25 protein-coding genes and 3 pseudogenes are annotated in these 25543 nt (G+C 65.5%); 2 read left to right on the forward strand and 26 right to left on the reverse strand.

All coding sequences use genetic code 11. The annotated features are described in order from the left end of the window. The 22 genes and pseudogenes from ASC75_RS26810 to ASC75_RS21820 form a co-directional block, all read right to left on the reverse strand. A pseudogene (locus ASC75_RS26810) lies at positions 1–581 on the reverse strand (NAD(P)/FAD-dependent oxidoreductase); the annotation flags it as partial. A 1-nt stretch (position 582) separates the two neighbouring features. After that, a pseudogene (locus ASC75_RS26815) lies at positions 583–892 on the reverse strand (electron transfer flavoprotein-ubiquinone oxidoreductase); the annotation flags it as partial. Between the two features lie 97 nt (positions 893–989). Continuing rightward, a pseudogene (locus ASC75_RS26820) lies at positions 990–1310 on the reverse strand (NAD(P)-binding protein); the annotation flags it as partial. A gap of 151 nt (positions 1311–1461) precedes the next feature. Beyond that, the gene (locus tag ASC75_RS21730; RefSeq protein WP_055980344.1) at positions 1462–3561 is read right to left on the reverse strand and encodes a molybdopterin cofactor-binding domain-containing protein; all 2100 of its coding nucleotides are present in this window, start codon (positions 3559–3561) and stop codon (positions 1462–1464) included. Beyond that, positions 3558–4034: a (2Fe-2S)-binding protein gene (locus ASC75_RS21735; protein WP_055980347.1), complete on the reverse strand. Its 477-nt coding sequence runs from the start codon at positions 4032–4034 to the stop codon at positions 3558–3560. Before ASC75_RS21735 ends, ASC75_RS21730 begins: the two co-directional genes overlap by 4 nt. Continuing rightward, positions 4031–5107, reverse strand: coding sequence for an AraC family transcriptional regulator (locus ASC75_RS21740; protein WP_055980350.1), 1077 nt, complete (start codon positions 5105–5107; stop codon positions 4031–4033). The genes ASC75_RS21735 and ASC75_RS21740 overlap by 4 nt, the downstream gene beginning before the upstream one ends. A 51-nt stretch (positions 5108–5158) precedes the next feature. Then, positions 5159–6109: an FAD-binding protein gene (locus ASC75_RS21745; protein ID WP_055980353.1), complete on the reverse strand. Its 951-nt coding sequence runs from the start codon at positions 6107–6109 to the stop codon at positions 5159–5161. Continuing rightward, entirely contained in the window at positions 6109–6858 is a 750-nt protein-coding gene (locus ASC75_RS21750; RefSeq protein WP_055980356.1) for an electron transfer flavoprotein subunit beta/FixA family protein, read from the reverse strand. Before ASC75_RS21750 ends, ASC75_RS21745 begins: the two co-directional genes overlap by 1 nt. Before the next feature lie 65 nt (positions 6859–6923). Continuing rightward, positions 6924–8168, reverse strand: coding sequence for an acyl-CoA dehydrogenase family protein (locus ASC75_RS21755; RefSeq protein ID WP_055980359.1), 1245 nt, complete (start codon positions 8166–8168; stop codon positions 6924–6926). A 215-nt stretch (positions 8169–8383) separates the two neighbouring features. Next, positions 8384–9436: an alpha/beta fold hydrolase gene (locus tag ASC75_RS21760; protein ID WP_055980362.1), complete on the reverse strand. Its 1053-nt coding sequence runs from the start codon at positions 9434–9436 to the stop codon at positions 8384–8386. Between the two features lie 52 nt (positions 9437–9488). Beyond that, on the reverse strand, positions 9489–10046 hold the full coding sequence (locus ASC75_RS21765; protein ID WP_055980365.1) for a gamma carbonic anhydrase family protein: 558 nt from the start codon (positions 10044–10046) through the stop codon (positions 9489–9491). Between the two features lie 10 nt (positions 10047–10056). Continuing rightward, positions 10057–10389, reverse strand: coding sequence for a cupin domain-containing protein (locus tag ASC75_RS21770; RefSeq protein WP_055980367.1), 333 nt, complete (start codon positions 10387–10389; stop codon positions 10057–10059). Between the two features lie 12 nt (positions 10390–10401). Next, a complete protein-coding gene (locus tag ASC75_RS21775) occupies positions 10402–11406 on the reverse strand; it encodes a zinc-binding alcohol dehydrogenase family protein (protein ID WP_055980370.1) in 1005 nt (334 codons plus the stop codon). A 32-nt stretch (positions 11407–11438) separates the two neighbouring features. Further along, complete coding sequence (locus ASC75_RS21780; protein WP_055980373.1) at positions 11439–12317, reverse strand: 3-keto-5-aminohexanoate cleavage protein; 879 nt, start codon at positions 12315–12317, stop codon at positions 11439–11441. After that, entirely contained in the window at positions 12317–13078 is a 762-nt protein-coding gene (locus ASC75_RS21785; RefSeq protein ID WP_055980378.1) for an SDR family oxidoreductase, read from the reverse strand. Before ASC75_RS21785 ends, ASC75_RS21780 begins: the two co-directional genes overlap by 1 nt. A 3-nt stretch (positions 13079–13081) precedes the next feature. Continuing rightward, positions 13082–14008 (reverse strand): dioxygenase, encoded by a 927-nt coding sequence (locus ASC75_RS21790; RefSeq protein ID WP_055980380.1) that lies wholly within the window; start codon positions 14006–14008, stop codon positions 13082–13084. A gap of 23 nt (positions 14009–14031) precedes the next feature. Continuing rightward, positions 14032–14817 carry a glutathione S-transferase family protein gene (locus tag ASC75_RS21795; RefSeq protein ID WP_055980384.1) on the reverse strand — a complete coding sequence of 262 codons (786 nt, stop codon included), beginning with the start codon at positions 14815–14817 and terminating at the stop codon, positions 14032–14034. A 64-nt stretch (positions 14818–14881) separates the two neighbouring features. Next, positions 14882–15925: a branched-chain amino acid ABC transporter permease gene (locus ASC75_RS21800; RefSeq protein ID WP_244487910.1), complete on the reverse strand. Its 1044-nt coding sequence runs from the start codon at positions 15923–15925 to the stop codon at positions 14882–14884. Next, a complete protein-coding gene (locus tag ASC75_RS21805) occupies positions 15925–16803 on the reverse strand; it encodes a branched-chain amino acid ABC transporter permease (RefSeq protein WP_055980390.1) in 879 nt (292 codons plus the stop codon). The genes ASC75_RS21800 and ASC75_RS21805 overlap by 1 nt, the downstream gene beginning before the upstream one ends. An 11-nt stretch (positions 16804–16814) precedes the next feature. After that, positions 16815–17543, reverse strand: a complete 729-nt coding sequence (locus ASC75_RS21810) for an ABC transporter ATP-binding protein (protein WP_055980393.1) — start codon at positions 17541–17543, stop codon at positions 16815–16817. Position 17544: 1 nt separating this feature from the next. Continuing rightward, positions 17545–18291, reverse strand: coding sequence for an ABC transporter ATP-binding protein (locus ASC75_RS21815; protein WP_055980977.1), 747 nt, complete (start codon positions 18289–18291; stop codon positions 17545–17547). 143 nt (positions 18292–18434) lie between these two features. Further along, positions 18435–19712 (reverse strand): amino acid ABC transporter substrate-binding protein, encoded by a 1278-nt coding sequence (locus ASC75_RS21820; RefSeq protein ID WP_055980396.1) that lies wholly within the window; start codon positions 19710–19712, stop codon positions 18435–18437. A 312-nt stretch (positions 19713–20024) separates the two neighbouring features. Here ASC75_RS21820 and ASC75_RS21825 point away from each other — a divergent pair, with 312 nt between their 5' ends. After that, a complete protein-coding gene (locus ASC75_RS21825; protein ID WP_055980398.1) occupies positions 20025–21056 on the forward strand; it encodes a LacI family DNA-binding transcriptional regulator in 1032 nt (343 codons plus the stop codon). 21 nt (positions 21057–21077) lie between these two features. Here the strand turns inward: ASC75_RS21825 and ASC75_RS21830 are convergent, their stop codons facing one another. From ASC75_RS21830 to ASC75_RS21845, 4 genes are all read right to left on the reverse strand, one after another. Next, positions 21078–21638 (reverse strand): NADPH-dependent FMN reductase, encoded by a 561-nt coding sequence (locus ASC75_RS21830; RefSeq protein ID WP_055980401.1) that lies wholly within the window; start codon positions 21636–21638, stop codon positions 21078–21080. Between the two features lie 59 nt (positions 21639–21697). Continuing rightward, the gene (locus ASC75_RS21835) at positions 21698–22651 is read right to left on the reverse strand and encodes a ring-cleaving dioxygenase (protein ID WP_055980405.1); all 954 of its coding nucleotides are present in this window, start codon (positions 22649–22651) and stop codon (positions 21698–21700) included. Positions 22652–22788: 137 nt separating this feature from the next. Then, positions 22789–23475 (reverse strand): hydrolase, encoded by a 687-nt coding sequence (locus ASC75_RS21840; RefSeq protein ID WP_055980408.1) that lies wholly within the window; start codon positions 23473–23475, stop codon positions 22789–22791. Positions 23476–23604: 129 nt separating this feature from the next. Next, positions 23605–24471, reverse strand: a complete 867-nt coding sequence (locus ASC75_RS21845) for a pirin family protein (RefSeq protein WP_055980978.1) — start codon at positions 24469–24471, stop codon at positions 23605–23607. 120 nt (positions 24472–24591) lie between these two features. Here ASC75_RS21845 and ASC75_RS21850 point away from each other — a divergent pair, with 120 nt between their 5' ends. After that, entirely contained in the window at positions 24592–25512 is a 921-nt protein-coding gene (locus tag ASC75_RS21850; RefSeq protein ID WP_055980411.1) for a LysR family transcriptional regulator, read from the forward strand. Positions 25513–25543 lie beyond the last annotated feature (31 nt).

Below are 25543 nucleotides of genomic sequence, written 5' to 3' on the forward strand. Positions count from 1 at the left end.
CGGCCTCGTAAGCGACGAGCTCGTCATTGGCGCGGCCGGCGGCGATGGCGTCGGCGACGTGCTCGGCGGCGAGCATGCCCGACAGCACGGCGTTGTGCGACCCCTTGATGCGGGGCACGTTGACCAGGCCTGCCGAGCAGCCCAACAAGACGCCGCCGGGGAACGACAGCTTCGGCACCGACTGGTAGCCGCCCTCGGTGATGGCGCGTGCGCCATAAGACAGGCGCTTGCCGCCCTCGAAGGTGGCGCGGATCGCCGGATGGGTCTTGAAACGCTGGAACTCCTCGAAGGGCGCGAGATAGGGGTTCTTGTAGTTGAGGTGGACGACGAAGCCGACCGCCACCATGTTGTCTTCGAGGTGGTAGAGGAACGAGCCGCCGCCGGTCTTGAAGTCGAGCGGCCAGCCGAAAGAATGCTGGACCAGGCCCGGCTTGTGCTTTTCGGGCGCGACCTGCCACAGCTCCTTCAGGCCGATGCCGAACTTCTGCGGCTCCTTGCCGGCGCCGAGGTCGTACTTTGCGATCAGCTGCTTGGCGAGCGAACCGCGGGCGCCCTCGCCGATCAGCACGTATTTGCCCATCNTTCTGCGGCTCCTTGCCGGCGCCGAGGTCGTACTTTGCGATCAGCTGCTTGGCGAGCGAACCGCGGGCGCCCTCGCCGATCAGCACGTATTTGCCCATCAGCGCCATGCCGGGCGCAAAGCCAGCACCGCGGCTGCCGTCGCGCTCGACGCCCATGTCGCCGGTGACGACGCCGGTGACGGCACCGTCGTCATTGTAGAGCAGGCCGGCTGCGGCAAAGCCGGGATAGATCTCGACGCCGAGCGCCTCGGCCCTGGTCGCGAGCCAGCGGCAGACATTGCCGAGCGAGACGATGTAGTTGCCGTGGTTGCNGGCAAAGCCGGGATAGATCTCGACGCCGAGCGCCTCGGCCCTGGTCGCGAGCCAGCGGCAGACATTGCCGAGCGAGACGATGTAGTTGCCGTGGTTGCCCATCAGCGGCGGCATCAGGATGTTGGGCAGCCTGACCGAGCCGGCCGGCCCGAGCACCAGGAAATGGTCGTCGGTGACCGGTGTCCTGAACGGATGGTCGGCATCGTCGCGCCAGTCCGGCAACAGCCGGTCGATGCCGATCGGATCGACGACAGCACCCGACAGGATATGCGCGCCGACCTCGCCGCCCTTCTCCAGCACCACCACCGACAGCTCGGGATTGACCTGCTTGAGCCGGATCGCCGCCGCCAGTCCCGCCGGCCCGGCGCCGACGATGACAACGTCGAATTCCATGCTCTCGCGTTCGATATCGCTCATCNCTGACCTGCTTGAGCCGGATCGCCGCCGCCAGTCCCGCCGGCCCGGCGCCGACGATGACAACGTCGAATTCCATGCTCTCGCGTTCGATATCGCTCATCTGTCCCTCGCTGCGGTCTTGGCAATAATCTGGTCGGAAGGCGGCAATCGCTCAGGCGCCCATGAGTGCTGCGACCAGCCTGTCGCGCGTCAGTGGCAGGTCGCGCATCCTGAGCCCGAGCGCCCGCGACGCGGCGTTTCCGATCGCCGCGGCCACCGGTCCTTGCGACGCCTCGCCGGCGCCGAGCGGCGGCCTCGCCGGGTCGACGATGAAGCGCGTCTCGATCTCGGGAATCTCCGAGAATTTGAGGATGGGATAGGCGCTCCAGTCGAAGGCCGGCACGCGGTCGTCCTCGACCCTGACCTCTTCCTTCAGGGTCCAGCTTGCCGCCTGGATCGCGCCGCCCTCGATCTGGCTGCGGGCGCCTTCCGGATTGATCACCAGGCCGATGTCGGCACACAGCCACAGCCGCTCCAGCCTGATCTCCTCGTCGACCGAAACCTCGGCGACGGCGGCCAGCCACGCACCCTTGTTCTTGTAACGGGCGGCGGCGATGCCGAGCGCCCGGCCCTCGCCCGCCGGATGGCTGCCGGGCCAGCCGCTCATTTCGGCCACGCCTTGGAGCACGGCACGGCAGCGGTCGTCGCTCAGATGGCGGAGCCGGAAATCGAGCGGATCGGCGCCGGCAAGATCGGCCAGTTCGTCCACCGCAGACTCGATGGCGAAGACATTGAGGTGGGCGCCGAGCGAACGCAGCGACGATGTCCTGATGCGGCTTGCCGTGTCGAGCCGGACCCCGACCTCCTGGCCGGGAAAATCATAGATCGCGACCGAGTTGCGCGCCGCTCCCCCGCCCGCCGCATCGGGAAGGTCGTCGACCTTCTGCGGCCGGCGCGCACCGTCGAGCGCTTCGGCCGAGCTGAGGTTGAAATGGCCACCGAAGCCAGGACGCTGGGCGTGCGGCGCGCTCACCACCGAAAGCTTCCATGAGGCCACTTGCCCGCCGGAATCGAGCTCGGCCTCGACCGAAGCGGACATCGCCGCGCCAAGCGGGCCGCGGCTGAGTTCGTCTTCGCGCGACCATTGCACCCGCACCGGCTGGCCCGGCATTTCCATCGCCACGATGGCCCCATCGAGCGCCACGTCGTCGGCGCCGTTGTGGCCGTAGGAGCCGGAGCCATGGGCGTGGATGACACGCACCATCGAGGGGTCGAGGCCAAGGCACTTGGCGATCTGGCCGCGCAGCGGGAAGATGCCCTGCGAATGGCTCCATACTGTCAGCCGCCCGGCGTCGAACTGCGCCAGCGCGCAGGACGGCCCGATCGAGGCGTGGGCGACATGCTGCCGCGAATACCGGGCGGCGATGCCTGGCGATCCGGCATGGGGCGCCGCGGCGCCCAGGACCGTGATCTTCTCGCCAGAAGTCGCGGCCGGTTGCCAGAGGCCGGCGACCTCCTCCCAGCGGGCAAACTTTTCGGCCTCGCCATGGGCCGAATGTACGGCATGTTCGTCGGCCGCGACCAAGGCGAGGAAGTCATTCTTCCTCACGGCCCTGACGCCGGGGTAGCGGCGCTGCAGCCACGCCATGTCGACATCGGCCAGGCGGGCCAGCCGGAACGGCTGCCTGATCACCCTGACATGGAGCATGCCTGCAAGCGACAGGTCGTGGATGAAGCCGGCGCCGCCGCGCTTCTGCGCCATGTCGATGCGCGGCTGGCTGGCGCCAACCGCGGAATAGGCACCGACGGGCATGGCCGGGACGTTGCCGGTGACATGCTGGCGCCAGTCGATATCGGCTGCCAGCATCCAGTAGTCGAGGCCGGTCGGCTGGCCGTCGATCAGGATCGCGCCGTCCCGGCAGGACAGGCTGGCGACATCGGCACCAAGGCGTGTCGCGGCGGCGTCGACCAGGGCCGACCGAGCCTGCGCCAGCGCGAGCCGGATCGACGCGCCGGAGACCTCGACGGATTGGCTGCCGGCGGTGATGCCTTCGTCCGGCGCACTGTCGGTATCTACCGGCAGCAGCGCAACCAGCACTGGATCGACCGCCAGTTCGTCGGCGGCGATCTGGGCCAGCGCGGTGAGGATGCCCTGGCCGAGCTCGACCTTGCCGGAGCCGACACCGATCAGGCCCGGCCTGTCGAATGACACCCAGCAGCCGAGCTCGGGATTGTCCTGAAGGCTCTTGGGCAGCGCGTTGCCGATCATCATGCGCCTCCACCAAGGCTGGCGGCGGCGCGCTCGACGGCGCGCAGGATGCTGCCATGGGCGCCGCAGCGGCACAGGTGCTTGTCGAGTGCCGAGACGATCGCCTCGCGGCCAGGCCGGCTCTCGGCCTTGAGCAGCGCGTAGGCGCTCATCAGGATGCCGGAGATGCAGTAGCCGCACTGGCCGGCCTGCTCTTGCTCGAACGCATCGAGCAAGGCCGCCCCGACAGGGTCGTCGCCAAGCGCCTCGGGGGTCGTCACGCTGGCACCGGCCAGCGCCGACACGGGCAGTGTGCAGGAATATCGCGCCTCGCCGTCGATGGCGACGACGCAGGCCCCGCACTGCTCGAGGCCGCAGCCGAAATGCGTCGCCTTGAGATCGAGCGCGTTGCGGAGCGCGAAGAGTAGCGGCTCGTCGCCACTGGCTTTCAGGCTCACCTCGGAGCCGTTGAGCCGAAACGAGATGGAATTGCTCATGACTTGCGCCCCGCAACCTTGTCGCGGCTGTCCCTGGAGGCCGCGAGTTTCGCGCCTGGCCGCGGCGCAGTGCGCACGCGCGGGGGACCGGCATCGGGCTCGGATGCCGCGGCGAGGCTTTCCTTAGCCCGCTTCAGCCGGTAGGCGCTCGGCGTCATGCCGACGGAATTCTTGAAGGCGCGAAGGAAGTACTTCTCATCGTTGTAGCCGACGGAATAGGCGATCTGGCCGATGGTTTCATCGGTCAGCACCAGGCGCTCGCGCGCGTCCTCGATGCGCATCTCGCGGATCAGGGCATTGAAGCTGGTGCCGGTGTACTGGCGGATCAGGGCGCAGAGCCGGCTCTTGGAGAGGCGCGCCGCGTCTGCCGCTTCGTCCAGGCTCGGGCCGCGCGTGTAGTTCTCGCCGATGAATTCGGCGATACGGCGCATGTGGCCGCTGTCGCGCCCGACGACCGGCAGCTTCTTCGACAGTTCGGCAAACTCGGCCTCGTAGTCCTGGCACAGGGTGGCGAGCATCAGTGTCAGTTCCGCACGCACGATCTCGGTCTCGCACATGCGCTCGGAACCATGCTGGGCGATCATCGAGGCGACCGCGCGATCCGTGCGCTCCGCCTGTGAACTCCCCAGATCGAAATTGACATGGTTCTGCCAGGCAAAGGGCGTCAATTCCGGCGCCAGCCGGACGAGTTCCGTCACCGGGTAGGACCGGGTGATGCTGGGGCGGAGGAAGTCGAGATCGAAGTAGATGACCGCGCAGCGCGTGGCATGGTCGAACCTGATCTGGTGCGGCACCATCGGCGCGATGAAATAGATCGACCCGGCCTTCGGCTTGTGCGAGGTCAGGCCGATCCGGGTCATCGGCGCATCGGACATGAAATAAATGATCTGGAAGTAGTCGTGCTTGTGGGCAGGGTAGAGCCGCTGGGTGTTTTCCACCAGCCGGATGTGGAACCGCGGACTGTCGGACCGGTCGAGCGCATAGGAGCGGAACGGAGCCGCCAGGGTCCCTTCCTCCTCCGCATCGCGTTCAGGACGAAAACGCACAGGCTTTTCGATCCCACCCTTTGCCATCTTGGCTCCTCCGGTCCGACATCGCCGCGACAAGCGGCTAGCCCGATTGACTCACGCCCTCATCTTTTCGGCAACCGTCGCGTGGAACTCCGGCACCGCCTCGAACAGGTCGGCGACCAGGCCATAGTCGGCGACCTGGAAGATCGGCGCTTCGGGGTCCTTGTTGATGGCGACAATGACCTTGGAATCCTTCATGCCGGCGAGATGCTGGATCGCTCCCGAAATGCCGCAGGCGATGTAGAGGTCGGGCGCGATGATCTTGCCGGTCTGGCCGACCTGCAGGTCGTTCGAGACGTATCCGGCATCGACCGCCGCCCGGCTCGCGCCGATCGCGGCACCGAGCCGATCGGCCAACGGGGCCAGGACGGTCTCGAAGTTCTCGGCCGAGGCCAGCGCGCGTCCACCCGAGACGACGATACGGGCGCCGGTCAGTTCGGGGCGCTCCGAACCTGACAGCTCGCTTCGCACGAATGACGACCGCGCGGGATCGGCCGAAATGGCCGCGGCTTCGATCGGCCGTGTGGCAGCGGTGACCGCGGCAGCCGGGAAGGACGACACGCGCACGGTCAGCACCTTCCTGGCATCGGTAGAGCGCACGGTCTGGATCACGTTGCCGGCATAGATCGGGCGCTGGAAGAGATCCGGGCCTTCGACCGCAATGACGTCGGATATCTGCATCACGTCGAGCAACGCGGCCACGCGCGGCATGATGTTTTTGCCGCTGGTGGTCGAGGGTGCAAGCAAGGCGTCGTAGCCGCCGGCGAGGCTGACGACCAGGGCCGCAACCGGCTCGGCAAGCCGGTTCGCCAGGCTTGGGTCGTCGGCAAGCAGGACCTTGGCGACGCCCTCCAGCCGAGCGGCGGCTTCGGCTGCGGCACCGCAACCTGAGCCGGCCACCAACACATGCACGTCGCCGCCCATGCGGCCAGCGGCCGAGACCGCCTTGGCGGTGGCCTCGTCGAGCTGCGTGTCCTGATGTTCGGCCAGAACGAGAATGGTCATCACAGAACTCCTGCTTCGGTGCGCAGCTTGTCGACGAGCTCGGCCACGGAGCCGACCTTGATGCCTGCCTTGCGGGTTGCCGGCTCGTGCACGCGCACGACGGTCAGGCGCGGCTCGACGGCGACGCCGTAGTCGGCGGGGGTCTTCTCGTCGATCGGCTTCTTCTTGGCCTTCATGATGTTGGGCAGCGAGGCGTAGCGCGGCTCATTCAACCTGAGGTCGGCCGTGACCAATGCCGGCAGCGGCAGGTTGACCGTCTGCAGGCCGCCGTCGACCTCGCGGGTGACCTCGATCGCAGCGCCGCCAATGGCGATCTTCGAGGCAAAGGTGCCCTGGCCCCAGCCGAGCAAGGCCGCCAGCATCTGGCCGGTCTGGTTGGCGTCGTCGTCGATCGCCTGCTTGCCGACGATGATCAGGTCCGGCTTCTCCGTCTCGGCGACAGCCTTCAGAATCTTTGCGACGGCAAGCGGCTCGACGACCGCGTCCGAACGCACCAGCAGGCCACGATCGGCGCCCATGGCGAGCGCCGTGCGCAACGTTTCGGCCGATTTCTCCGGGCCTACCGAAACGACCACGATCTCGGTCGCGTGCCCGGCTTCCTTGAGCCGAACCGCCTCCTCGACGGCGATCTCGTCGAAAGGATTCATCGTCATCTTGACGTTGGCGAGGTCTACGCCCGAACCGTCCGCCAAGGCGCGCACCTTGACGTTGGGATCGGCAACCCGCTTCACCGCAACCACTACCTTCATCTGTTCCTCCCTTGCCCGATCAGGGACGGCCACGCCTGCTGGCGCCGCCGCCCCGGCCGATTGCCTCAGCTTTCCGGACCGGCGTACTTGCCGGCGGTCGCGGGGAACATGTTCTTGATGATCTTCATCCGGCTGACGTCGACCGTCGCATCCATGTGCAGGAAGATCGCGGCGTCGCGGAACAGCTTCTCGATCCCGAACTCGAGCATCGCGCCATTGCCGCCGTGCAGTTCAAGCGCATGGGTGGCGACCTTCATGATCTCCTCCGAAGCATAGACCTTGGCCATATTGCAGAGGATGTCGGCGTCGGGATGGGCTTCATCGACCGCCTTCGCGGCACGCTCGACCAGCGACCGGACCGCCTCGATGCGGGTCGCCATGTCGGCGAGCCTGAGCGCCACGGCCTGGTGCTTGATCAGGATGCGGCCGCCCTGGACATAGTTCTGGACGTAGTCGGCGGTGCGCTCGAAACAGGCGACGCCGACGCCGAGGTTCTTGGCCGCCTGGATGATCTTGCCGGCCCGGAAGTACTGGCCGGCGGAGGCCAGCGCGGTGCTCTTGACGAGCAGGTGGTCGGCCGGCACGCGGCAATCCTCGAAGACCAGCTCGCCATTGTTCATGAAGCGGCAGCCCATCGTCTCGTTGCACTTGGTGATGGTGAGGCCGGGGGTGCCGCGGGGCACCAGGAAGCTCGACGTGCCCTGCAGCATGCCGACCGAAGGATCGGTGTTGGCATAGACGACGTAGAGGCTGGCATCGAAGCCGTTGGAGATGAACTGCTTGCGGCCGTTGATGACCCAATGGTCGCCGTCGAGCACGGCCTTGGTGTGCATCGAGGCCTCGGGCACGTTGTAGGGCAGCCAGCGGTCGGATGCGCCGCGCGGCTCGGTCAGGCAGTGCGCCAGCAGGAACTTGGGGTCTTCCAGCAGGCGCGGGAACCACTTCTCCTGAAGATGCTTCGGCGCGAACTGCCGCAGCACGATCGAGACCTTCCAGTTCTGCACCAGCTTGTCGGCGAGACCGGAATCGCCGCGGGCGATTTCCTCGGAGATCAGGGCGAAGGTGCGAACCTCCGTCTCCTTCTCCAGGTCGATGCCGCCGAATTCCTCCGGCACGCCGAGGGTGCGGACGCCAATCGCCTCAGCACCTTCGAGGATCGCGCTCGGCAGGCGCTCGCCGGGGCTCATGTCCCATTCGCGCTGCCAGTTCGAGCGGATGAACGGTGTCACCACGTCGTCGACAAACGACCGGCAGCTGTCGCGCATCAGGCGCTGTTCCTGGGACAGGATCCCATCATCGGCGTGAATCATTTTCGCTCCCTTCGAGTACAATTCGGTCGGCTGCCAGTGCCTTCCGTCCATGCCGAAATTGGTATCAGCGCCGGTGATCCAGGGTCAGGCCGTGATGTCCGCTAATGGTGGACTATCGTCCAATTGTTGGTGGATGCTTCACGCAACACGCTTGCACAATCAACCAATCAGCCGGCGAATGCCGGCTGATATCTGCGTCGGGAAGTTGATCTTCTCTAGGCTTTGAACCGCTCCGACAGCCAGTCAGCGACCAGCGGCCGGTAGAGCCAGGGGATGTTGTTGCAGACATGGTTTCCGGTGGGAAAGACATGCAGTTCGACGTCCCCTCGGCACATGTCGGCGCTTTTCTGCGCTTCCGAAGGCGGGAAAATCTTGTCGCGGGCGCCATGCAGGATGAGCGCGGGGACCGTTGGCCCCTCGACGCCGGCCAGGGTGAAGCGGCGGGCGCTTTCGAGAACGTCGTCCCCGCCGAGCGCGAAGGTCATGTTGTCCTGATAGACCTTCGGCAGCGTCGGCCACATCGCGCCAAGGTCATGGAAGCCGTTGATGGAGATCACGCCTGCGAGGCCGTCCAGCGCCGCTGCCGCCCGCAGCGCCATGAAGCCGCCGAAGGCCATGCCGACCAGGCCGACGGCACCCGACAGGCCAGGCTTTCCCTTGACCGCCGCGATGGTCGCCGCGATCGCGGCGGTGATGTCGGCGCGCAGGTGGCCGTGCGAGCGTCCTTCGCCCTGCCCCGGGCCGTCGAGCGACAGCGTTGCGATGCCACGCCCGAGGAAATGACGCTCGAACGCCGGAAACTCCTCCTTGGTGGAATCGGAACCGGGAATGATCAGTGCCAGCGGATGCGGCCCCGAGCCCTGCGGCCGCCTGAGATAGGCGCGCAGCACGCCGTCCTCGAACGGCACCTCGACCAGTTCGGCCGGCTGCTCGAGCAGGGGCGCGGCCTTGCGGTACAGCGCGACCTTGCGAGCCGACGCCGCGTCCTTGGCCTTGAGGTCGTCGAAGGCCATGAACTGACCGAAGTGATAAAACAGGCTCGCGCGGGAAAAGGCCTCGCCGGCGGTGATCCTGCGTCCAAGCGCGAGCGCTTCTTCGCCCATCGCGTCGTGGCGGTCGCCTTCGGCGCTCCAGGCCGTGAGCCAGTTCTCCCAGACGCCGGCGGCTTCGATCACCGACTTGGCCGTTGCCGATGGAATGCCGGCGACCTCCATGCGGGGCAGCCAGTGTTCCACCACGCTCAACAGCCGGTTTTCAGTCTCGCTCATTCTCAGTGTCCTTCCAGGGTTGGCACGTCGGGTGCCGGTCATCGCTTGGCCGCTACGGGTCGATCGCCTCGAGTTCGAGCGGATAGGTTTCGGCTTTTGAACGGTATCGAACGGCCCCCTGGGACAGCTTCGCGGCCGCCTCCGCATCGAGTTGCCTGACGATCTTGGCAGGAACGCCGATGACGAGCGAGCCGTCCGGCACGACCATGCCCTCGCGGACGAGCGAATTGGCGCCGACCAGGCAGCGTTCGCCGATCCTGGCTCCGTTGAGGACCGTCGCCCCCATGCCGACCAGGCTGCCATTGCCGATGCTGCAGCCATGGATGATCGCGTTGTGGCCGATGGTGACGTCCTCGCCGATCTCGACGGGATATCCGGGGTCGGTGTGGATGACGCAGCCATCCTGGACATTGGAACCCTTGCCGATGGTGATCGGCTCGTTGTCGCCGCGCAGCACGGCGTTGAACCAGATGCTGGTGCCGCTGGCGAGGCGCACATCGCCGATGACGGCAGCGCCCGGAGCAACGTAGCAATTGCCGTCCGCCGGCAGGCTGGGCATGCGTTCGCCCAGCCGGTAGATCGTCGCCTTGGTCACGCTGTGCCTGCCCATTGGTTGCGCTTCACGTCGGCATCGCCAGGAGGATCGAGGCCGGGGCGTTGGTGCGGTTGACCAGCGCGCGCGCCTCGCCGGGCGCCAGCCGGCAGCTGTCGAGCACGCCAAGCGTCACCGCGCCGTCCACGGTCTCGACCGTCACCTCGCCGGCAACGACGATGTAGATCTTCTCCACCGCCGCGTCCTTGAGCGACGTGCGCCCGCCCGGCAGCAGATGCGACAGACCGATCCAGATCGTGTCGGTCGTCGTCGCCTCCTTGCCCTGCAGGCGCAGACAGCGCATGTCGTAGTGCTCCGGCGCCTCGTAGGGCTTGGCCTCGCTGTAGCGGGTGACCTGCATGGCGGCTTCTCCTTACGGCTTGAGCAACACGCGCTCGGGGGTGCCGCGCAGCACCGAGGCATAGGCCTTGGCGGCATCGCCCAGACCGTAGCAGCAGGCCGGGTTGATCGGGAACGGCTTGAGCAGGCCTCCCTCGAACTTCAGCTTCAGCTTGTCGAAGATCCGCGCACCATCGATCGAAGACAAGGCCAGCGTGTCGACGCCGATGTATTTGTGGCGGCCGCGGAAGAAGTTGAAGATGTCGAAGGGCACGGCGCGATCGAAGGTCGAAATGAAGATCTGCCGCGCCTGCTTGGCCATCGCCTTGTTGGCGATCTCGAAATAGGGGCTGCCGACGGTGTTGAAGACGATGTCGGCGCCGTGGCCGCCGGTCATGTCGCGGACGATCGCCGCGACGTCGTCGACCGCGCTGTTCAGCATCGTGACCGGGCCGTTGGTGTGTCCCATCAGCGGCTGGTCGTTGTATTCGACGGCAAAGACCGTGGCGCCGGCCAGGGTGGCAAGCTGGATCGCGGCCTGGCCGACCTTGCCATTGGCGCCACAGACCAGGACCACGTCGGTCGGCTGGGCGCCGCCGGCCTCGCGCAGGCCTTCATAGGCGGTGATGAACGGGACACCGACCGAGCCGGCCTCCTCCATGGAGAAGTTCTTCGGCTTGGCGCGCACCGCCTTCTGGTCGAGCACCATCCACTTGCCGTGGCTGCCGTCCTGGCTGATGCCGAGTTCGCCGCCGCCGCCCCAGATTTCCATGCCGATCATCTGGGGGGGGCCTTCGCGGACGATGCCGCCGAAGTCGCGGCCCGGCGTGCGCGGCCAGATGGCATGCGGCATGTGGCCGAGCGATGCCTTGACGTCGCTCGGGTTGACGCCCGCCGCCACGATCTCGACCAGCACCTGGCCGGGACCGGGGCGCGGAGCACCCACTTCGGCCACGTCGATCAGGAGATTGTCGAGGTCGGGCGATTTCTGCGACACCCTGAGGGCGTTGCCGGACTTGGCGCTTGCTTGAATGTTCATCTTCTCAATCTCCTTGACTCAAGCTGCGCCGCTCAGGCGGCAAGCCCCAGCATTTCCCTGGCTTCCGACGGGCTGGCGATCTGCCCGCCGAGTTTTTCGATAAGGTCGCGGGCGCGCTCCACCAGTTCGCCGTTGTCCCTGGCGAGCACACCCTTGGCGATGTACGAATTGTCCTCCAGGCCGACGCGGACATGGCCGCCGAGCAGATAGGCCTGGACCGCCATCGGAAACGACATCCGACCGACACCGAAGCCGGTCCAGACCGCGTCGCGCGGCAGCATCCGCGCGGCGGTGGCCATGACGTCGGTCGTCGACGGGAAGCCGTATTTGACGCCGGTGACGATGGTGAACATGGCCGGCGACTTCAGCACGCCCGCCTTGATCAGGTCCTGTGCCAGCACGATGTGGCCGGTGTCGAAGACCTCGAGCTCCGGCTTGGAGCCGGCCTCGTTGATGATGTCGGCCATGATCTTGACGTTGGCAGGCGTGTTGATCACCACCTCATTGCCGAAGGTCATGGTGTTGAGGTCGAGCGTGGCGATGTCGGGCTTCAGCGCAACGATATGCTCGACGCGCTTTTCCGGCCGGATCAGCGTCGTGCGCGGCCCGGCCACCGCCGGGTTCTCGTCGCTCGGATGGTAGCGCCCGCCGGGTCCGGTGGTGACGTTGAGGATCAGCGCGTTGTTCTTCGCCCGGATCCGCTCGACCACCTCGCGATAGTGCTTCAGCTCCATCGACGGCTTCGCCGTCTCGGGGTCGCGGACATGGATATGGGCGATGGCCGCGCCGGCATCCGCCGCATCGAGGCAGGCATTGGCGATCTCCTCCGGGGTCACCGGCAGGCCGGGATGGTTTTCCCGGGTGGTCAAATTGCCGGTCACGGCACAGGTGATGATGACTTTCGGCTGCATTACAGGTGCCTTCCCCCGTCGACGACAATGCGGCTGCCAGTCGAGAATTTCAGATGCGTTGCGCAGGCGGCGATCGCCTCGGCGACGTCGACCGGGCTGGTGATCCGCTTAAGCGGCGTGGTTGCGGCGACCTTGTCGGTGAATTCCTTGCCGCGGCCGGGAACGAACTGCGTGTCGACCGCGCCGGGCGACACCGCCATCACCCGGATCGCCGGCGCCAGCGCACGACCGAGCGAGTTGGTCATGATGTCGACACCGGCCTTGGCGCCGCAATAGGCGACGTTGGAACCGATGCCTGTGAAGGCTGCGATCGACGAGACGTTGACGATCAGCCCGTCGCCGCTCGCCTTGAGCGCCGGCGCGAAAGCCCGGATCGTGGCGAACACGCCGCGCCAGTTGTTGATGAAGATGCGGTCGATCAGCTCGTCGGTCAGCGCGTCGAGATCGCCATGCGCCACCGGCTCGGTGATGCCTGCCGTGTTGACCAGGATGTCGGCCCGTCCGAACCTGTCCGCGACCGCGTCCCTGAACGCCTCGATCGTGGCCGTGTCCTCGATCGAAACCGGCAGCGCGAGGTGGCCCTCGCCGGCCAGACCTGTGGCGATCTGCTCGGCCTTGTCCTTGCCTGAGCGATAGCCGACGACGACGATGGCGCCGGCATCGGCCAGCATCCGGCAGGTTTCACGGCCAATGCCGCCCGAGCCGCCGACGACGACCGCGACCTTGCCTTCAAGCGGACGATGGGAATTCTGCGCAGTCATCGCTCAGCTCTTCTTTCCCGAGATCGGCGGGACGGGGAAAGTCGGCGTGCCGGCCACCAGCTTGAAATTGTACACGCAGGTGTAGAAGGGCAGCGTCGCTCCGGGATAATCGGGATGCGGCTCCGTGTGCATGACGAAGTCGCCGACGATCTGCTGCTTGGCGCCGAACACCACGTCGGCGGCGAGCGCCTCCGGAGAGTCGGAGAATATCTGCGTGATCAGTGTCTTGTGCTTCGGTGCCGAGACGATGAAGTGGATGTGCGCCGGCCGCATCGGCGTGCGCTTCTGGGCACGCAGCAGGACACCCACCGGGCCATCGGTCGGGACGGGGTAGCCTGCCGGCTTCACCGACTGGAAATGGAACCTGCCGTCGGCGCCGCTGGTGAACTTGCCGCGCAGGTTGCAATCCTCCTGGGTCTCGTCCTGGTTCTCGTAGAGGCCGACCGGCGAAGCCTGCCAGACATCCAGCGAGGCGCCCGCCACCGGCTCGCCGTCGGGGCCGACGACCTTGCCGGAGAAGAACAGCGAAGAGCCGGGAGTGTCCGAGCGCGCGATGCAATCGCCGTTCGCGCAGACCGGAGCACCGCCACGGTAGAACGGCCCGAGCAGCGCCGACATCGTCTCGCCCTGCATGCCGTCATTGTTGATCAGGTCGATCAGCGTCGAGGCACCCAGCACGTCGGCCGCAAGCACGACCTCGTTGTGGAACTCGTTGGTGCGCTGGCCGATCTCGACGATCCAGCGCAGTGCATACTCGAACTCCTCTTCCGTCGGGCGTGTTTCGAGCACGAACTGGTGCAGATGGTTTACCGCCGCCGTCATGATCTGCTTGAGGCGGAGATTGTCGGTGTCGTCCATCGCCGCCAGCACGGTCGGCGTGACGTCGGCTTCCTTGGTGATGAGCTTCGGCTCGATCCTGGTGTGGTCCATTTCAGTCTCCAATGCGTTCGAAGTCAGGCTTCGACAGGTTCCGCCCGCTTCGCGCCGGCCTGCAGATGCGGGTATTTTTCGGTCAGCAACGAGCCGTGGTAGTAGGTCCTGGCGAAGGCTCCGGTTGCCCGGATGTTGTCCAGCCAGCGGCCGATTTCGGGGGCCTGATCCCACATATTGCCGAGATTGATGTCGTCCATCCTGACGATGACCGGCATGATCGAGATGTCGGCGAGCGTCAGGTCCTTGCCCATCAGCCAGGGGCCGCCACTGGCTTCGAGCCATGCCGCCATGCGGTCGATGCCGCGCTGCAAGCGACCGAGCGCCTCGTCCATGTCGGCCTTGGGGAAGCCTGTCCGGCCCATCTTCATCAGGAATTCGCGGCGCAGGGGCTTGCTGTCGCAAAGCGCCTGGAACTCCTCCTCGGTCATCGCCTGGTAGTGCGGCAGGAAGGCGAGGTTGTACGACGGCACCCGGATCGCCGGCGTCGGCACCTCGTCGATGAAGCGCATCATTGCCCGCATCTCCGCCACCTTCAGCGGGTCGCGCGGCCTCAGCGGCGCGACGTTACCGAGGATGTCTTCGAGATATTCGACGATGACGGCGGAGTCGGTGACCGGAGCGCCGTCGTGCAGCAGCGTCGGCACCACACCGTTGGGGTTGATCGCGAGGTACTCGGGCCTGAGTTGGTCGCCCTTGAACAGGTCGAGCTTGTGTTCCTCGAAGGTCTTGCCCTTGGCGTGAAGGACATAGCGGACACGCTGGCTGCAGGTGGACTGCGGCGCATTGTGAAGCACGAATTCCGACATGTCTTTCTCCTCTCGCAGATTGCACGAGCTGCATTCGCAGGCTTTGTGGCTCAGTTGCTTCCAGCTAGTCCCAGTTGAGGATGCGCGGGAGCTTGCCGTTCCTGGCGAGCGTGCCCACCAGCCCGAGCGGGAAGAACATCAGGCCGAGCGCCATCACCAAACCGGTGCCCAGGATGTTGATTTCGGATGCACCCATGGTGGCGACGAAGAGCTCGTTGAGCGCGACGATCAGGATCGCCCCGATGACCGGGCCGGCGATCGTGCCCTTGCCGCCGAGGATGCACATCAGCACCATGTTGGCCGAGATCAGGATGAGCAGGAAAATGTTGGGCCGGAGATAGGTCAGGTATTCGCCCCACACCGCACCCGCCATGCCGACGAAGAATGCCGACAGGGCGAAGGCGACGACCTTGTAGAAGCGCGTGTCGATGCCGGCACTTTCGGCCTTGATCTCGTCCTTGGAGATGGCGCGCAGGCCAAGCCCGAACTTCGAGTGCTTGATCTTGTAGGTCGCCCACACGGTGAACGCCGCGATCGCCACCATCGCATAATAATACGGGACCTTGGACCACTGCACCGACAGGTCGTTGGGCGGAAGGGTCAGGCCGTTGGCGCCGCCGATGAAGTGCCAGTTGTCGAACAGGATGCGGGCGATCATCAGCAGAGCGATCGAGGAGATGATGAAGCTCGGGCCGCGCACCTTGAGCGTGACCATGCCGACGAGATAGCCAAGAGCGGCAGCGACAAGCCCGGCGAGCGGTGCAGTGATCAGCGTCGAGATGCCATAGCGCGCCAGGATCATGCCGGAGAAATAGCCGCCGACGCCGAAGAACACGGCGTGGCCGAGCGAGACGTAACCGGCGAAGCCGCCGAGGATGTTCCATCCCGAAGCCATGGCGACATAGGAGGCCGTGAACAGCACCAGGTGCAGTACATAGTTGTAGTTGCCGTAGAACTGCAGCAACGGCAGGGCAGCGAGGACGGCCAGAACCGCGACCGGGAACCACGTCGCCCGGGTCTGGTCGGCCTTGAGCGCCAGTTTTTCGTTGTGGGCGCGGCGCGCCTCGATCACAGCGCTGGCGCTGGAGTCCTGGAGGGTGACGGCCATCATGCCAACTCCGGTTTTTCGCCGAACAGCCCCTGGGGCCGGACCAGCAGAATGATGAAAAGGGCGAGGAAGAAGGTCAGCGTCGACCAGGTCGCCCCGATCCAGGTGCCGACGAAGGCGGCGACCACGGAGAGGAACAGCGCCCCCACCACCGTGCCGAGGATGCTGCCCATGCCGCCGAGCACCACCACCGACATCAGCATGGCGATCCACTCCCAGTGCTTGGCCGGGAAGAAGCTAAAGACGAAGCTGACCAGCGATCCGGCGGCACCCGCAAGGCCGATGCCGATGGCGAAGGCAAGGATGCTGATGAACTGGACGTTGACACCGAGCAGTTCCGCCGCCTCGCGGTTCTGGGTGGTGGCACGGATGGCGTAGCCGAGCCGCGAGTATTTGAGGAACAAGGACAGCGCGGCGATGATCGTAAGAGACACGACGCCGGCATAGAACTGCCCCTTGGGGATGAAGACGTCGCCGATGAAGAACGCCGCGGTGGCGTAGTCGGGCGAGGTCACCCGCTGGGTGTTGGTGAACAGGCCGCCGAGCAGGCCTTCCACCATCATCGCCAGCGCGAAGGTGAGCAGCACCGTCATTTCCGAATATTTGGCGCTCTTGGCCTCGCGCTGGAACACCAGCCGGTAGAGCACCACGCCGATGGCGGCCATGATGACGGCGGCGACCGGCAGCATGACGATCGGATCGACGCCGAGCGCCTTGAAAGCGAGGTAAGTGATGTAGGCGCCGCCGATGATCAGCGAGGGATGGGCGAGGTTGACGATGCGCATCACGCCGAAGACGAGCGACAGGCCCGAGCCCATCAGGGCAATGACGCCGCCAAGCGCCAGGCCCAAAATCAGTATCTGCAAAATCTCTGCCATGGTGTTCCCCGTCAGGCGGCCTTCTTGCCGCCGAGGTAAAGTTCCTGGATGCGCGGATCGGCCAGCACCGTTGCTGCCGGTCCTTCGAACAGCGTCCGGCCAAGGTCGAGCACGACGCCCCAATCGGCGTTCTTCAGCCCCATCAGGGCGTTCTGCTCGACCAGCAATACGGTGACGCCCTCCGCCGACATCATCTTCATGATGTCGAACATTTCCTGGACGATCTTCGGCGCCAGGCCGAGCGAGGGCTCGTCGAGCATGACGATGTCGGGCTTGATGATCAGGGTGCGGGCCATGGCCAGCGTCTGCTGCTGGCCGCCGGACATGGTGCCGGCATGCTGCTCGGCGCGCTCGCGCAGGATCGGGAAGCGTTCGAGGATGCCGTCGATGCGGCGTTCGAGCTCCTTCTTGTCGTCGAGGATGAAGCCGCCCATGCGCAGGTTCTCGCGCACCGTCATCTTCGGAAACAGCGCGCGTTCCTGCGGCACGAAGCAGATGCCCTTGCGCAGGATCTGGTCGGGGCGCAGGCCGTTCAGTCGCTCGCCCTTGAACACGACGTCACCCTTGCGGATCGACAGCATGCCGCAGATCGCCTTGAGCAGCGTCGACTTGCCGGCGCCGTTCGGGCCGATGATGCAGTGGACCTTGCCCGGCTCGACAGTCAGGTGGGCGCCGTCGAGGATGGCAGGGCCGTCGCCGTAGCCGGCGGTGATGTTGGTGACTTCCAGTAGCTTGGTCATCTCATGCCGCCTCGTCTTCGAGCACGCCGCCGAGATAGGCGTCGAGCACATGCGGGTCCTTGCGGACGACGTCGGGGGTGCCGGCGCAGATGACCTTGCCATGCGCCATGACCACGACCTTGTGCGAAAGCCGCATGATCAGTTCCATGTTGTGTTCGACGATCAGCACCGTCAGGCCCTTGTCGTTGAGGGCGCGGATATGGCCGACGATCTCTTCCATCAGCGACGGGTTGACACCGCCGGCCGGTTCGTCGAGCAGGATGATCTTGGGGTCCGACATCAGCAGTGCGGCCAGATCCATCAGCTTCTTCTGGCCGTAGGACAGGTTGTGGCCGTCCTCGTGGGCGATGCGGGTGATGCCGAGGAAATCGAGGATCGACATCGCCTTGTCCTTTTCTTCCGACGTCATCGCCGGGCGGAAAAGGCCGCGCAGGCCGTCGACCTTGGACTGCACGATGACGTTTTCGATCACCGTCATGTCGCCGAGGTTGCGCGAAATCTGGAAGGTCCTGCTCAGGCCCTTGGCCGTGACCTTGTGCGGCCGCAAATGGTCGATGCGCTCACCGTCGAGCCAGACCTCGCCGGAGGACGGCGCCGCCGTCCGGCTGATGCAGTTGAAGGCGGTGGTCTTTCCGGCGCCGTTCGGTCCGATCAGGGCGGTGATCGACCCTCTTTCGACCGTGAACGTGGCTCCGTCGACGGCCTTGATGCCGCCGAAATGCTTGCAAAGATTCTTGACTTCGAGCATCCGCCCGATCTCCCATTCCGAGTTGCGCCGGAGCACCGGCGGTGGGCCGAATTGCGCCGGAGCACCGGCGGCGGGCCAGACTACGCCGGCAGCCGCCGGCGGTGGGAAGACGCCCAGGTGGGGCGTCCTCCCTGCCAGTCTTGTCAGAACCCGTTCTTGGGGTAGCTGAACGGCGACACGCCTTCGAACTCGCCCGTCGGGTAGACGAACTTCAGCTCGCCGCCCTGCCACTGCGTCATGATGTGGGACTTCTCGACCGGCAGGCCGACCTCGTCCCAGGAGAAGCGGCCGAGCACGGTGCGGACCGGGTTGTCCTTGGTGCGCGCGTGCAACCATTCGCCCATCTTGGCGTTGTCGGTGGTGCCGGCGCCGATCATTGCCTGCTCGATGCCCTGGCAGACAGCGAACGGAATGGCGCTGTCCTCGTCCGGCTCGACGCCGTATTCAGCGGTGAAGGCCTTGACGAAGTCGGCATTGTTGAACGGCTTGCCGGCCAGCGTGCTCTCGAACGGCACGTCCTTGTGCCAGGTGGTGTGGATCAGCACGCCGTCGGCGGCCTCCTTGCCCACGCCCTCGATGAACTCGGTCTGCGCACCCTGGCTGAGGTAGACCAACTTGGGCGTGGCGCCGACCGTCTTCAGGCTGCGCGTCAACTGCACCGCCTCTTCCGCCGAGGCGGTCAGGCCGATGATCGTCTCGGCGCCGGAGCGCTTGATCGAGTTGGCGAGGTTCAGCCAGTCGTTGAAGCCTTCCTCGGGCCATTTCTCCTTCATCACCACTTCGATGCCGACATCGGCGAGGTAGCCCGGTGCGAGATCGGCGATCTCCTTGTCGGTCGCCGGGTCCTTCACCTTCTGTCCGAGCAGGCCGGCCTCGATGGCATTGGCAAAGAAGTCGTCAGCGGAAACGACGGCAACCGTCTTCGGCGCCTGGCCCTCGGCGATGAGCTGCTTGATCACCGCGGCCACGTCCTTGCCGGTATATTCGGCGGCATTGACCTGGAAGTAGAACAGGTTCTTGTAGCCCTGCTCATAGATACGCAGCGCGCCGCCCGAAGGGATGGCGTGCACCATGTTGTATTTCGACAGGATGCTGGCGACCGGGAAGGTCAGGCGGCTCGAAAACGTGCCGTAGACCGCCTCGACCTTGTCAACGTTGATGAAGCGCTCGTACTGGTTGATCGCGGTTGCCGTGTCAGAACGGTTGTCGCTGACGACCAGCTCGACCTGGCGGCCGAGAATGCCCCCGGCCTCATTGATCAGCTTGGTGCAGAGCTCGTAGCCCCGCTTGTGCTTCTCGCCGCTGACCGACAATCCGCCGGTGATCGGCAGTGAGGCGCCTATCCTCAGATTTTCGGCATGAGCCGCGCTTGCCATCAGCGCCGCTGCGGCTGCCGCAGCGAGCAATGTATTCAATCTCATACGCTTTCCTCCCGTTAGCGATCGACTGTATGCGTAACCAGGCGTCTACCTATCGAGACACGCTGGCTGGATTCCGAACCCCGACAGATCTCGTCCTGCGGCTTTGCCTGCTCCCTCTTGCGCAACTGTTGGGGTATCCGCTTCGCCATCCTCCCAGACGACAAAGCATTCCGCCTCGATGCACAAGCTCCTCCGTGCAATCGATTGCGAGGATGGAGTACCACGGCCCCGCAAGACGGTCAAGGAATTTTCGCAAACGATTGCGTGACACATGCCGGGTCTGTTAATTTGCACAAATCAGGGGTTGTCAGCATGCGGCAGAAACGGATCACACTTAAGGACATTGCGCGCGAGACGGGGGTCCACGTATCGACCGTGTCCCGCGCCCTGGATCCGGTCGAGCGCAAGTCGATCACCGAGGAAGTCGCAAGCCGCATCCAGGCTGCGGCGGACGCGCTGGGATATCGGCCGAACCGCATCGCCGCCGGCCTGCGCACCAATCGCACGATGACGGTCGGAGTGATGATCCCCGACATCACCAACGTCATCTTTCCGCCGATCCTGCGCGGCATCGAAAGCGTGCTGGAACCGCTCGGCTATGCATCGATCATCGTCAACACCGATAGCGAACGGGACCGCGAAAGCCGCCTCGTCGACGTGCTGCGCGACCGTGGCGTCGACGGCATCATCCATGCCGCCGTGCTGAGAAGCGACCCCACCATCGCGCGGGCCGCATCCGAGGGCCTCCCGGTGGTGACGCTCAACCGCATGGTCGAAAACTCCCAGATCCCCTACATCATCAACGACGAGGACGCCGGCATCTGCGAGATGCTGGGCCACCTTCGCGACCTCGGACATCGCGACATCGCCCACGTCGCGGGTCCGCAGGACCTGTCGACCGGCCAGCTCCGCCTCGCCGCCTTCCGCAATGCCGCAAAAAGGCTCTCGGTCGAATTCCGACCCGAGCTTGTCGTCACCGCCAGGCGCTTCGACGAAAAGGACGGGGCGCGCTGTGTCCAGGACCTTTTGGCCTCGGGCAGGAAATTCACCGCGATCCTGTGCGCCAACGACCGTCTCGCCCTTGGTGCGATCGACGAGTTGCGCGAGCGGGGCATCGACTGCCCGCGCCAGGTGTCGGTCACCGGCTTCAACGACATGCCCTTCCTGGAGCTGATCCGGCCAAGGCTGACGACCGTTCGGATCCAGTCGCATGTCGCCGGATGCACCGCGGCGACCGTGCTGCTGCAGCTGATGAACGGCGAGAGTGCCGAAAACGTGCCGATGGAGACGATCCTGCCCGTCGAGATCATCATCCGCGAAAGCACCGCCCAGGCAGCGCACTGACCGGAGCCGCTATCGGCCTGCCTAGGTCTTCGTGCGTTTGGCAAACTCGGCAAAGCCGTGGACGAAATCACGCAACTGCTGGCGCACGCCGTCGTCGACGATGGCGCCGGCCTGGTCAAAGACGCTGTGGGCGCGGGCGACGAGCATGCGGCCGCCGAACCACGGTTCGGTTCCGAGCGTGCGCAGGACCGGAAGCCAGGCATTCTGGCTGAGCACCGTGCCGAAACCACCCGCCGATGCGCCGAGCACGGCAACGGGCTTGCCGCCGAAGACGCGCTTGATGTCGCTCGCCGGACGGCTCATCCAGTCGACGGCGTTCTTGAACACGCCGGGGATCGAGTTGTTGTATTCGGGAGTGAACAACACCAGGCCGTCCGCGCCGGCGACAAGCTCCTTGAGTTGCGCAACCGTGTCGGGAATGCCGTCGGTCGCCTCGACGTCGGCGTCGTAGAGCGGAATGCCCCGGATCGAGGCGGGGTGGAGCTCGACGCCTTGCGGCGTCATCGCAACCGCCGCCCGCAACAGGGCGGAGTTGTAGGAGCCGTGCCTGAGGCTGCCCGAGATTCCCAGAAGCTTCGTCATGTCATTCACTCCACACCGTCATCGATTGCCGGGAGGTTGTCGCCTCCCGGCAGTGACGCTCAAACAAGCGGTTTCAGCTTGGCTTCGATCGAGGCCCGCTTCGGCTCGAGGAAGGGCGGCAGGGCCAGCCGTTCGCCCAGCGTTTCCAACGGCTCGTCGGCGGTGAAGCCCGGACCGTCGGTGGCGATCTCGAACAGGATGCCGTTCGGCTCGCGGAAATAGAGCGAGCGGAAATAGTAGCGCTCGACCTCGCCGCTCGACGGCAGGCGCACGCTGGCCAGCCGCTCGGTCCATTCATGCATCGAGTCCAGGTCCGGCGTGCGGAAGGCGACGTGGTGTACCGCGCCCGCGCCCTGCCGGGCCGGCTGGAGCTTGGGCTCCACCGCGACATGCAGCTCGGCCGCCGGACCGCCCTCGCCCATGGCAAAGACGTGGACATGCCCGTTGCCGTCGGCGGAGGCATGGTCGCGCACCTGGCGCATGTTCATGACCTTGGTCAGCACCAGCTCGGTGGGCGCAAGGTCGGGAACGCTGAGCGTGATCGGGCCAAGCCCCCTGATCTGGTGTTCTGCCGGAACCGGGCTCTTTGCCCACGGATGGGCATCGCCCTTGCCGCCATCGTCGATGAGGCGGAAGCGCTGGCCTTCGGGATCCTCGAAATCAATGGCGCGATGGCCGGCGATTTCGGCGATCTCGCTGGCCGCCACGCCCGACTGCTTCAGATGTTCCTGCCACCAGCCCAGGCTCTTTTCGCTCGAAACCCGCAGGCCCGTGCAGGCGACGCTGTGCGTGCCACGCCTTTCGCGGCCGACCGGCCAGTCGAAGAAGGTCAGGTCGGTGCCCGGCGTTGCTTCGCCGTCGGCATAAAACAGGTGGTAGGCGCTGGTGTCGTCCTGGTTGACCGTCTTCTTGACCAGCCGCAGGCCGAGCGTGTTGGTGTAGAAGCGCAGGTTCGCCGGCGCGTCCGCGGTGATCGCGGTCAGATGGTGGATGCCCGTCAGTTGCAAAGTCATTGGTGCCTCCTGCATGTGTTCTGTGATTGCAGCAGTCATATCGTCGTTCTTGCATCGCCCTATAAGAGCGCATTCCGGGACGCAGTGTTCTCAAAATCGGACCTGGCGGGGCAAATGCCCCGCCAGGCCTGTCGTCCTTACTTCTGCGAGTCGAGCTGCTCGTGATCCTTCTCGACCTGCTGCGCCTTGAGGTAGCTCTCGATCAGCAGCTGGTAGGGAGGGAAGATCTTGGTGTAGACCTCGGCCCATTCCTGGGCGTCCTCGCGGTGCCAGGTCTTCTGCAGCTCCGAGGCAACAGCCGCGGTATCCATCGGCACGACGCCGGCCTGGACGACGCGAGCAAGGGTGATCTCCTGCGCCATCTTCGAATAGGTGCCGGAAGCGTCGATCACGGCGAAGACCTTGTAGCCGTCATAGGCGGCGCTGATCGACGGGAAGGCCATGCAAACGCTGGTGATGGTGCCGGCGATGATCAGCGTGTTGCGACCGGTCGCCTTGACCGCGGCGACGAAGTCAGGATTGTCCCAGGCGTTGATCTCGCCCTTGCGGGCCACGTACTTGGCATGCGGTGCGTTCTGATGGATCTCCGGGATCAGCGGGCCGTTCGGGCCCTGCGGCACCGAGGCGGTGGTGATGACGGGGATGTTGGAGAGCGTCGCCATCTTGGCGAGCGCGGCAGCATGGTTGCGCAGCGTCGTCATCGGCATGTCGGCGACGGTCTGGAACAGGCCGCTCTGGTGGTCGATCAGCAGCAGCACGGCGTCGTTGGGGTCGATGACCGGGCGCTGGCCGTTGAAGTTCGCGATGTTGTTGTTCGTGCTCATTGTCGTCTCCTGGGGGTGATGAGCCATGTTCGTTGGGGGTAGTGGCTCGTTGCTGCTGTTCGGCTCGCGCTCTCGTACGGGCCGTGCTTGCAAGGGGCCGGCCGGAGCCGGGCCCTTGATCTCATCCGGTCAGCTTTCGATCCGACCGAAGCCGCCGCGCCGGAAATCGGCGAAGGCCTGCTGGAGTTCTTCCTGGGTGTTCATAACGAACGGTCCTTGCCAGGCGACAGGCTCGTCGATCGGCTCGCCGCTCAGAAGAAGCACGCTGGCGTCGCTCGACGCAGCGATGGTGAACTCGCCGCCGCTGCGGTCGAGCAGGACGAACTGGGCATCGTGCACCAGTTCTGTGCCGTTGACGACGATGTTGCCGCGCAGCACGACCAGGCCGGCTGCATGGCCCTCCGGCAGTTCCAGTGACGTCTCGCCACCGGACTTGAGCTGGAGATCCCACATGTTGATCGGCGTGAAGGTGCGGGCCGGTCCAGACTTGCCCTGGAAGTCGCCGGCGATGACGCGCAGCGTGCCGGCCTTGTCGTCAAGCTTGACTGCGGGAATGTCGGCATCGAGCAACGTCTGGTAGCCGGGGGTCGCGTTCTTGTCCCTGGCCGGCAGGTTGACCCAGAGCTGGATCATCTCGAGCACGCCACCTTGTTGGGTGAACGCCTTCGAATGAAACTCCTCGTGCAGGATGCCCTTTGCAGCCGTCATCCACTGGACGTCGCCGGGACCGATCAGGCCGCCTGCACCGGTCGAGTCACGATGTTCGACCTCGCCCTGGTAGACGATGGTGACGGTCTCGAAACCGCGATGCGGATGGACGCCAACGCCGCGCGGCCTGTCGGTCGGCGCAAAGTCGGCCGGGCCGGCATAGTCGAGATGCAGGAAAGGGCTGACATGCTGTCCGAGCGTCGTCTGGGAAAAGACCGAGCGAACCGGAAAGCCATCGCCGACCCAATGCGGCGACGAGGCGCTGTAGACCCCTAGTATCTTTCTCATCATCTTTCTCCTTGCGAACCCTCGACGGGTTGTGTTGCAAAGAGAATATGCGCAGGACACAAAACGCAGTAGACACCAGAATTCGGTCACACTGTCCTACAGACGAGACAATCGACGGCCATGCATGACCTGAATGATCTTTATTTTTTCGTCCAGGTCGTCGACCAGAACGGCTTCGCCGCCGCGGCGCGCAAGCTCGGCATGCCGCGATCGAGGCTCAGCCGGCGCATCGGCCTGCTCGAGGAACGCCTGGGCATCCGCCTGATCCAGCGCTCGACCCGGCGCTTCGCCGTCACCGAGATCGGCATGGAATACTATCGCCACTGTGTCGCCATGCTGATCGAGGCCGAGGCGGCGCAGGAGGTCATCGAGCGGACCCGCTCCGAGCCGCAAGGCATCGTGCGGGTGGCCTGCCCCTCCTCCGTCGTCTACTTCCAGGTCAGCGAGATGATCGCCGGCTTCATGGCCGAGTGCCCGAAGGTCGAGGTCCATCTCGAGAGCACCAACCGGCGCGTCGACGTGATCCGCGAGGGGTTCGACCTGTCGATCCGCGTGCGCTTTCCCCCGCTGGAGGAAAGCGACCTCGTCATGAAGGTGCTGGCAGACAGCCCGCAACGGCTGGTCGCCAGCCCCGCATTGCTCGCGCAATGCCCCGGCGGCGTGGTTCCCGCCGATCTCAGCACGTTTCCAAGTCTCGCCTGGGGTCCGGTGCATGGCGACTATGAATGGCGACTCGACGGCCCCAGCGGCGCAACGGCACGCATCCCGCACGTCCCGCGCTTCGTCACCGAGGACATGGTGACGCTGCGCCACGCGGCACTGCGCGGTGTCGGGGTGGTTCAGCTGCCGACCATGGTCGTCAGGGCGGACCTTGCCGCCGGAACGCTTGTCGACGTCCTGCCGGACTGGGCACCCAAGACCGGCATCATCCACGCAGTGTTCCCGTCACGCCGCGGCCTGCTGCCGTCCGTGCGCGCGCTGCTGGACTATCTGGCGGTCGAATATGCAGCGCTTGGCCGCGCCGAAGGCGAGCAAAACTAGCCCCGGTCACCGCTTCAAAAGCGGTTCCAGG

It is taken from the genome of Aminobacter sp. DSM 101952 (genome assembly GCF_001424795.1).
Taxonomy (GTDB): Bacteria; Pseudomonadota; Alphaproteobacteria; order Rhizobiales; family Rhizobiaceae; genus Aminobacter; species Aminobacter aganoensis.

Excerpts from the sequence above, each read along its gene's own strand:
- ASC75_RS21790 (WP_055980380.1), bottom strand. The coding sequence starts at position 14,008 with ATGGACCACACCAGGATCGAGCCGAAGCTCATCACCAAGGAAGCCGAC.
- ASC75_RS21780 (WP_055980373.1), bottom strand. The coding sequence starts at position 12,317 with ATGCAGCCGAAAGTCATCATCACCTGTGCCGTGACCGGCAATTTGACC.
- ASC75_RS21815 (WP_055980977.1), bottom strand. The coding sequence starts at position 18,291 with ATGCTCGAAGTCAAGAATCTTTGCAAGCATTTCGGCGGCATCAAGGCC.
- ASC75_RS21735 (WP_055980347.1), bottom strand. The coding sequence starts at position 4,034 with ATGAGCAATTCCATCTCGTTTCGGCTCAACGGCTCCGAGGTGAGCCTG.
- ASC75_RS21800 (WP_244487910.1), bottom strand. The coding sequence starts at position 15,925 with ATGGCCGTCACCCTCCAGGACTCCAGCGCCAGCGCTGTGATCGAGGCG.
- ASC75_RS21825 (WP_055980398.1), top strand. The coding sequence starts at position 20,025 with ATGCGGCAGAAACGGATCACACTTAAGGACATTGCGCGCGAGACGGGG.
- ASC75_RS21770 (WP_055980367.1), bottom strand. The coding sequence starts at position 10,389 with ATGCAGGTCACCCGCTACAGCGAGGCCAAGCCCTACGAGGCGCCGGAG.
- ASC75_RS21755 (WP_055980359.1), bottom strand. The coding sequence starts at position 8,168 with ATGATTCACGCCGATGATGGGATCCTGTCCCAGGAACAGCGCCTGATG.
- ASC75_RS21775 (WP_055980370.1), bottom strand. The coding sequence starts at position 11,406 with ATGAACATTCAAGCAAGCGCCAAGTCCGGCAACGCCCTCAGGGTGTCG.
- ASC75_RS21795 (WP_055980384.1), bottom strand. The coding sequence starts at position 14,817 with ATGTCGGAATTCGTGCTTCACAATGCGCCGCAGTCCACCTGCAGCCAG.
- ASC75_RS21760 (WP_055980362.1), bottom strand. The coding sequence starts at position 9,436 with ATGAGCGAGACTGAAAACCGGCTGTTGAGCGTGGTGGAACACTGGCTG.
- ASC75_RS21765 (WP_055980365.1), bottom strand. The coding sequence starts at position 10,046 with ATGGGCAGGCACAGCGTGACCAAGGCGACGATCTACCGGCTGGGCGAA.
- ASC75_RS21820 (WP_055980396.1), bottom strand. The coding sequence starts at position 19,712 with ATGAGATTGAATACATTGCTCGCTGCGGCAGCCGCAGCGGCGCTGATG.
- ASC75_RS21835 (WP_055980405.1), bottom strand. The coding sequence starts at position 22,651 with ATGACTTTGCAACTGACGGGCATCCACCATCTGACCGCGATCACCGCG.
- ASC75_RS21730 (WP_055980344.1), bottom strand. The coding sequence starts at position 3,561 with ATGATGATCGGCAACGCGCTGCCCAAGAGCCTTCAGGACAATCCCGAG.
- ASC75_RS21785 (WP_055980378.1), bottom strand. The coding sequence starts at position 13,078 with ATGACTGCGCAGAATTCCCATCGTCCGCTTGAAGGCAAGGTCGCGGTC.
- ASC75_RS21805 (WP_055980390.1), bottom strand. The coding sequence starts at position 16,803 with ATGGCAGAGATTTTGCAGATACTGATTTTGGGCCTGGCGCTTGGCGGC.
- ASC75_RS21850 (WP_055980411.1), top strand. The coding sequence starts at position 24,592 with ATGCATGACCTGAATGATCTTTATTTTTTCGTCCAGGTCGTCGACCAG.
- ASC75_RS21845 (WP_055980978.1), bottom strand. The coding sequence starts at position 24,471 with ATGAGAAAGATACTAGGGGTCTACAGCGCCTCGTCGCCGCATTGGGTC.
- ASC75_RS21830 (WP_055980401.1), bottom strand. The coding sequence starts at position 21,638 with ATGACGAAGCTTCTGGGAATCTCGGGCAGCCTCAGGCACGGCTCCTAC.
- ASC75_RS21840 (WP_055980408.1), bottom strand. The coding sequence starts at position 23,475 with ATGAGCACGAACAACAACATCGCGAACTTCAACGGCCAGCGCCCGGTC.
- ASC75_RS21810 (WP_055980393.1), bottom strand. The coding sequence starts at position 17,543 with ATGACCAAGCTACTGGAAGTCACCAACATCACCGCCGGCTACGGCGAC.
- ASC75_RS21745 (WP_055980353.1), bottom strand. The coding sequence starts at position 6,109 with ATGACCATTCTCGTTCTGGCCGAACATCAGGACACGCAGCTCGACGAG.
- ASC75_RS21750 (WP_055980356.1), bottom strand. The coding sequence starts at position 6,858 with ATGAAGGTAGTGGTTGCGGTGAAGCGGGTTGCCGATCCCAACGTCAAG.
- ASC75_RS21740 (WP_055980350.1), bottom strand. The coding sequence starts at position 5,107 with ATGGCAAAGGGTGGGATCGAAAAGCCTGTGCGTTTTCGTCCTGAACGC.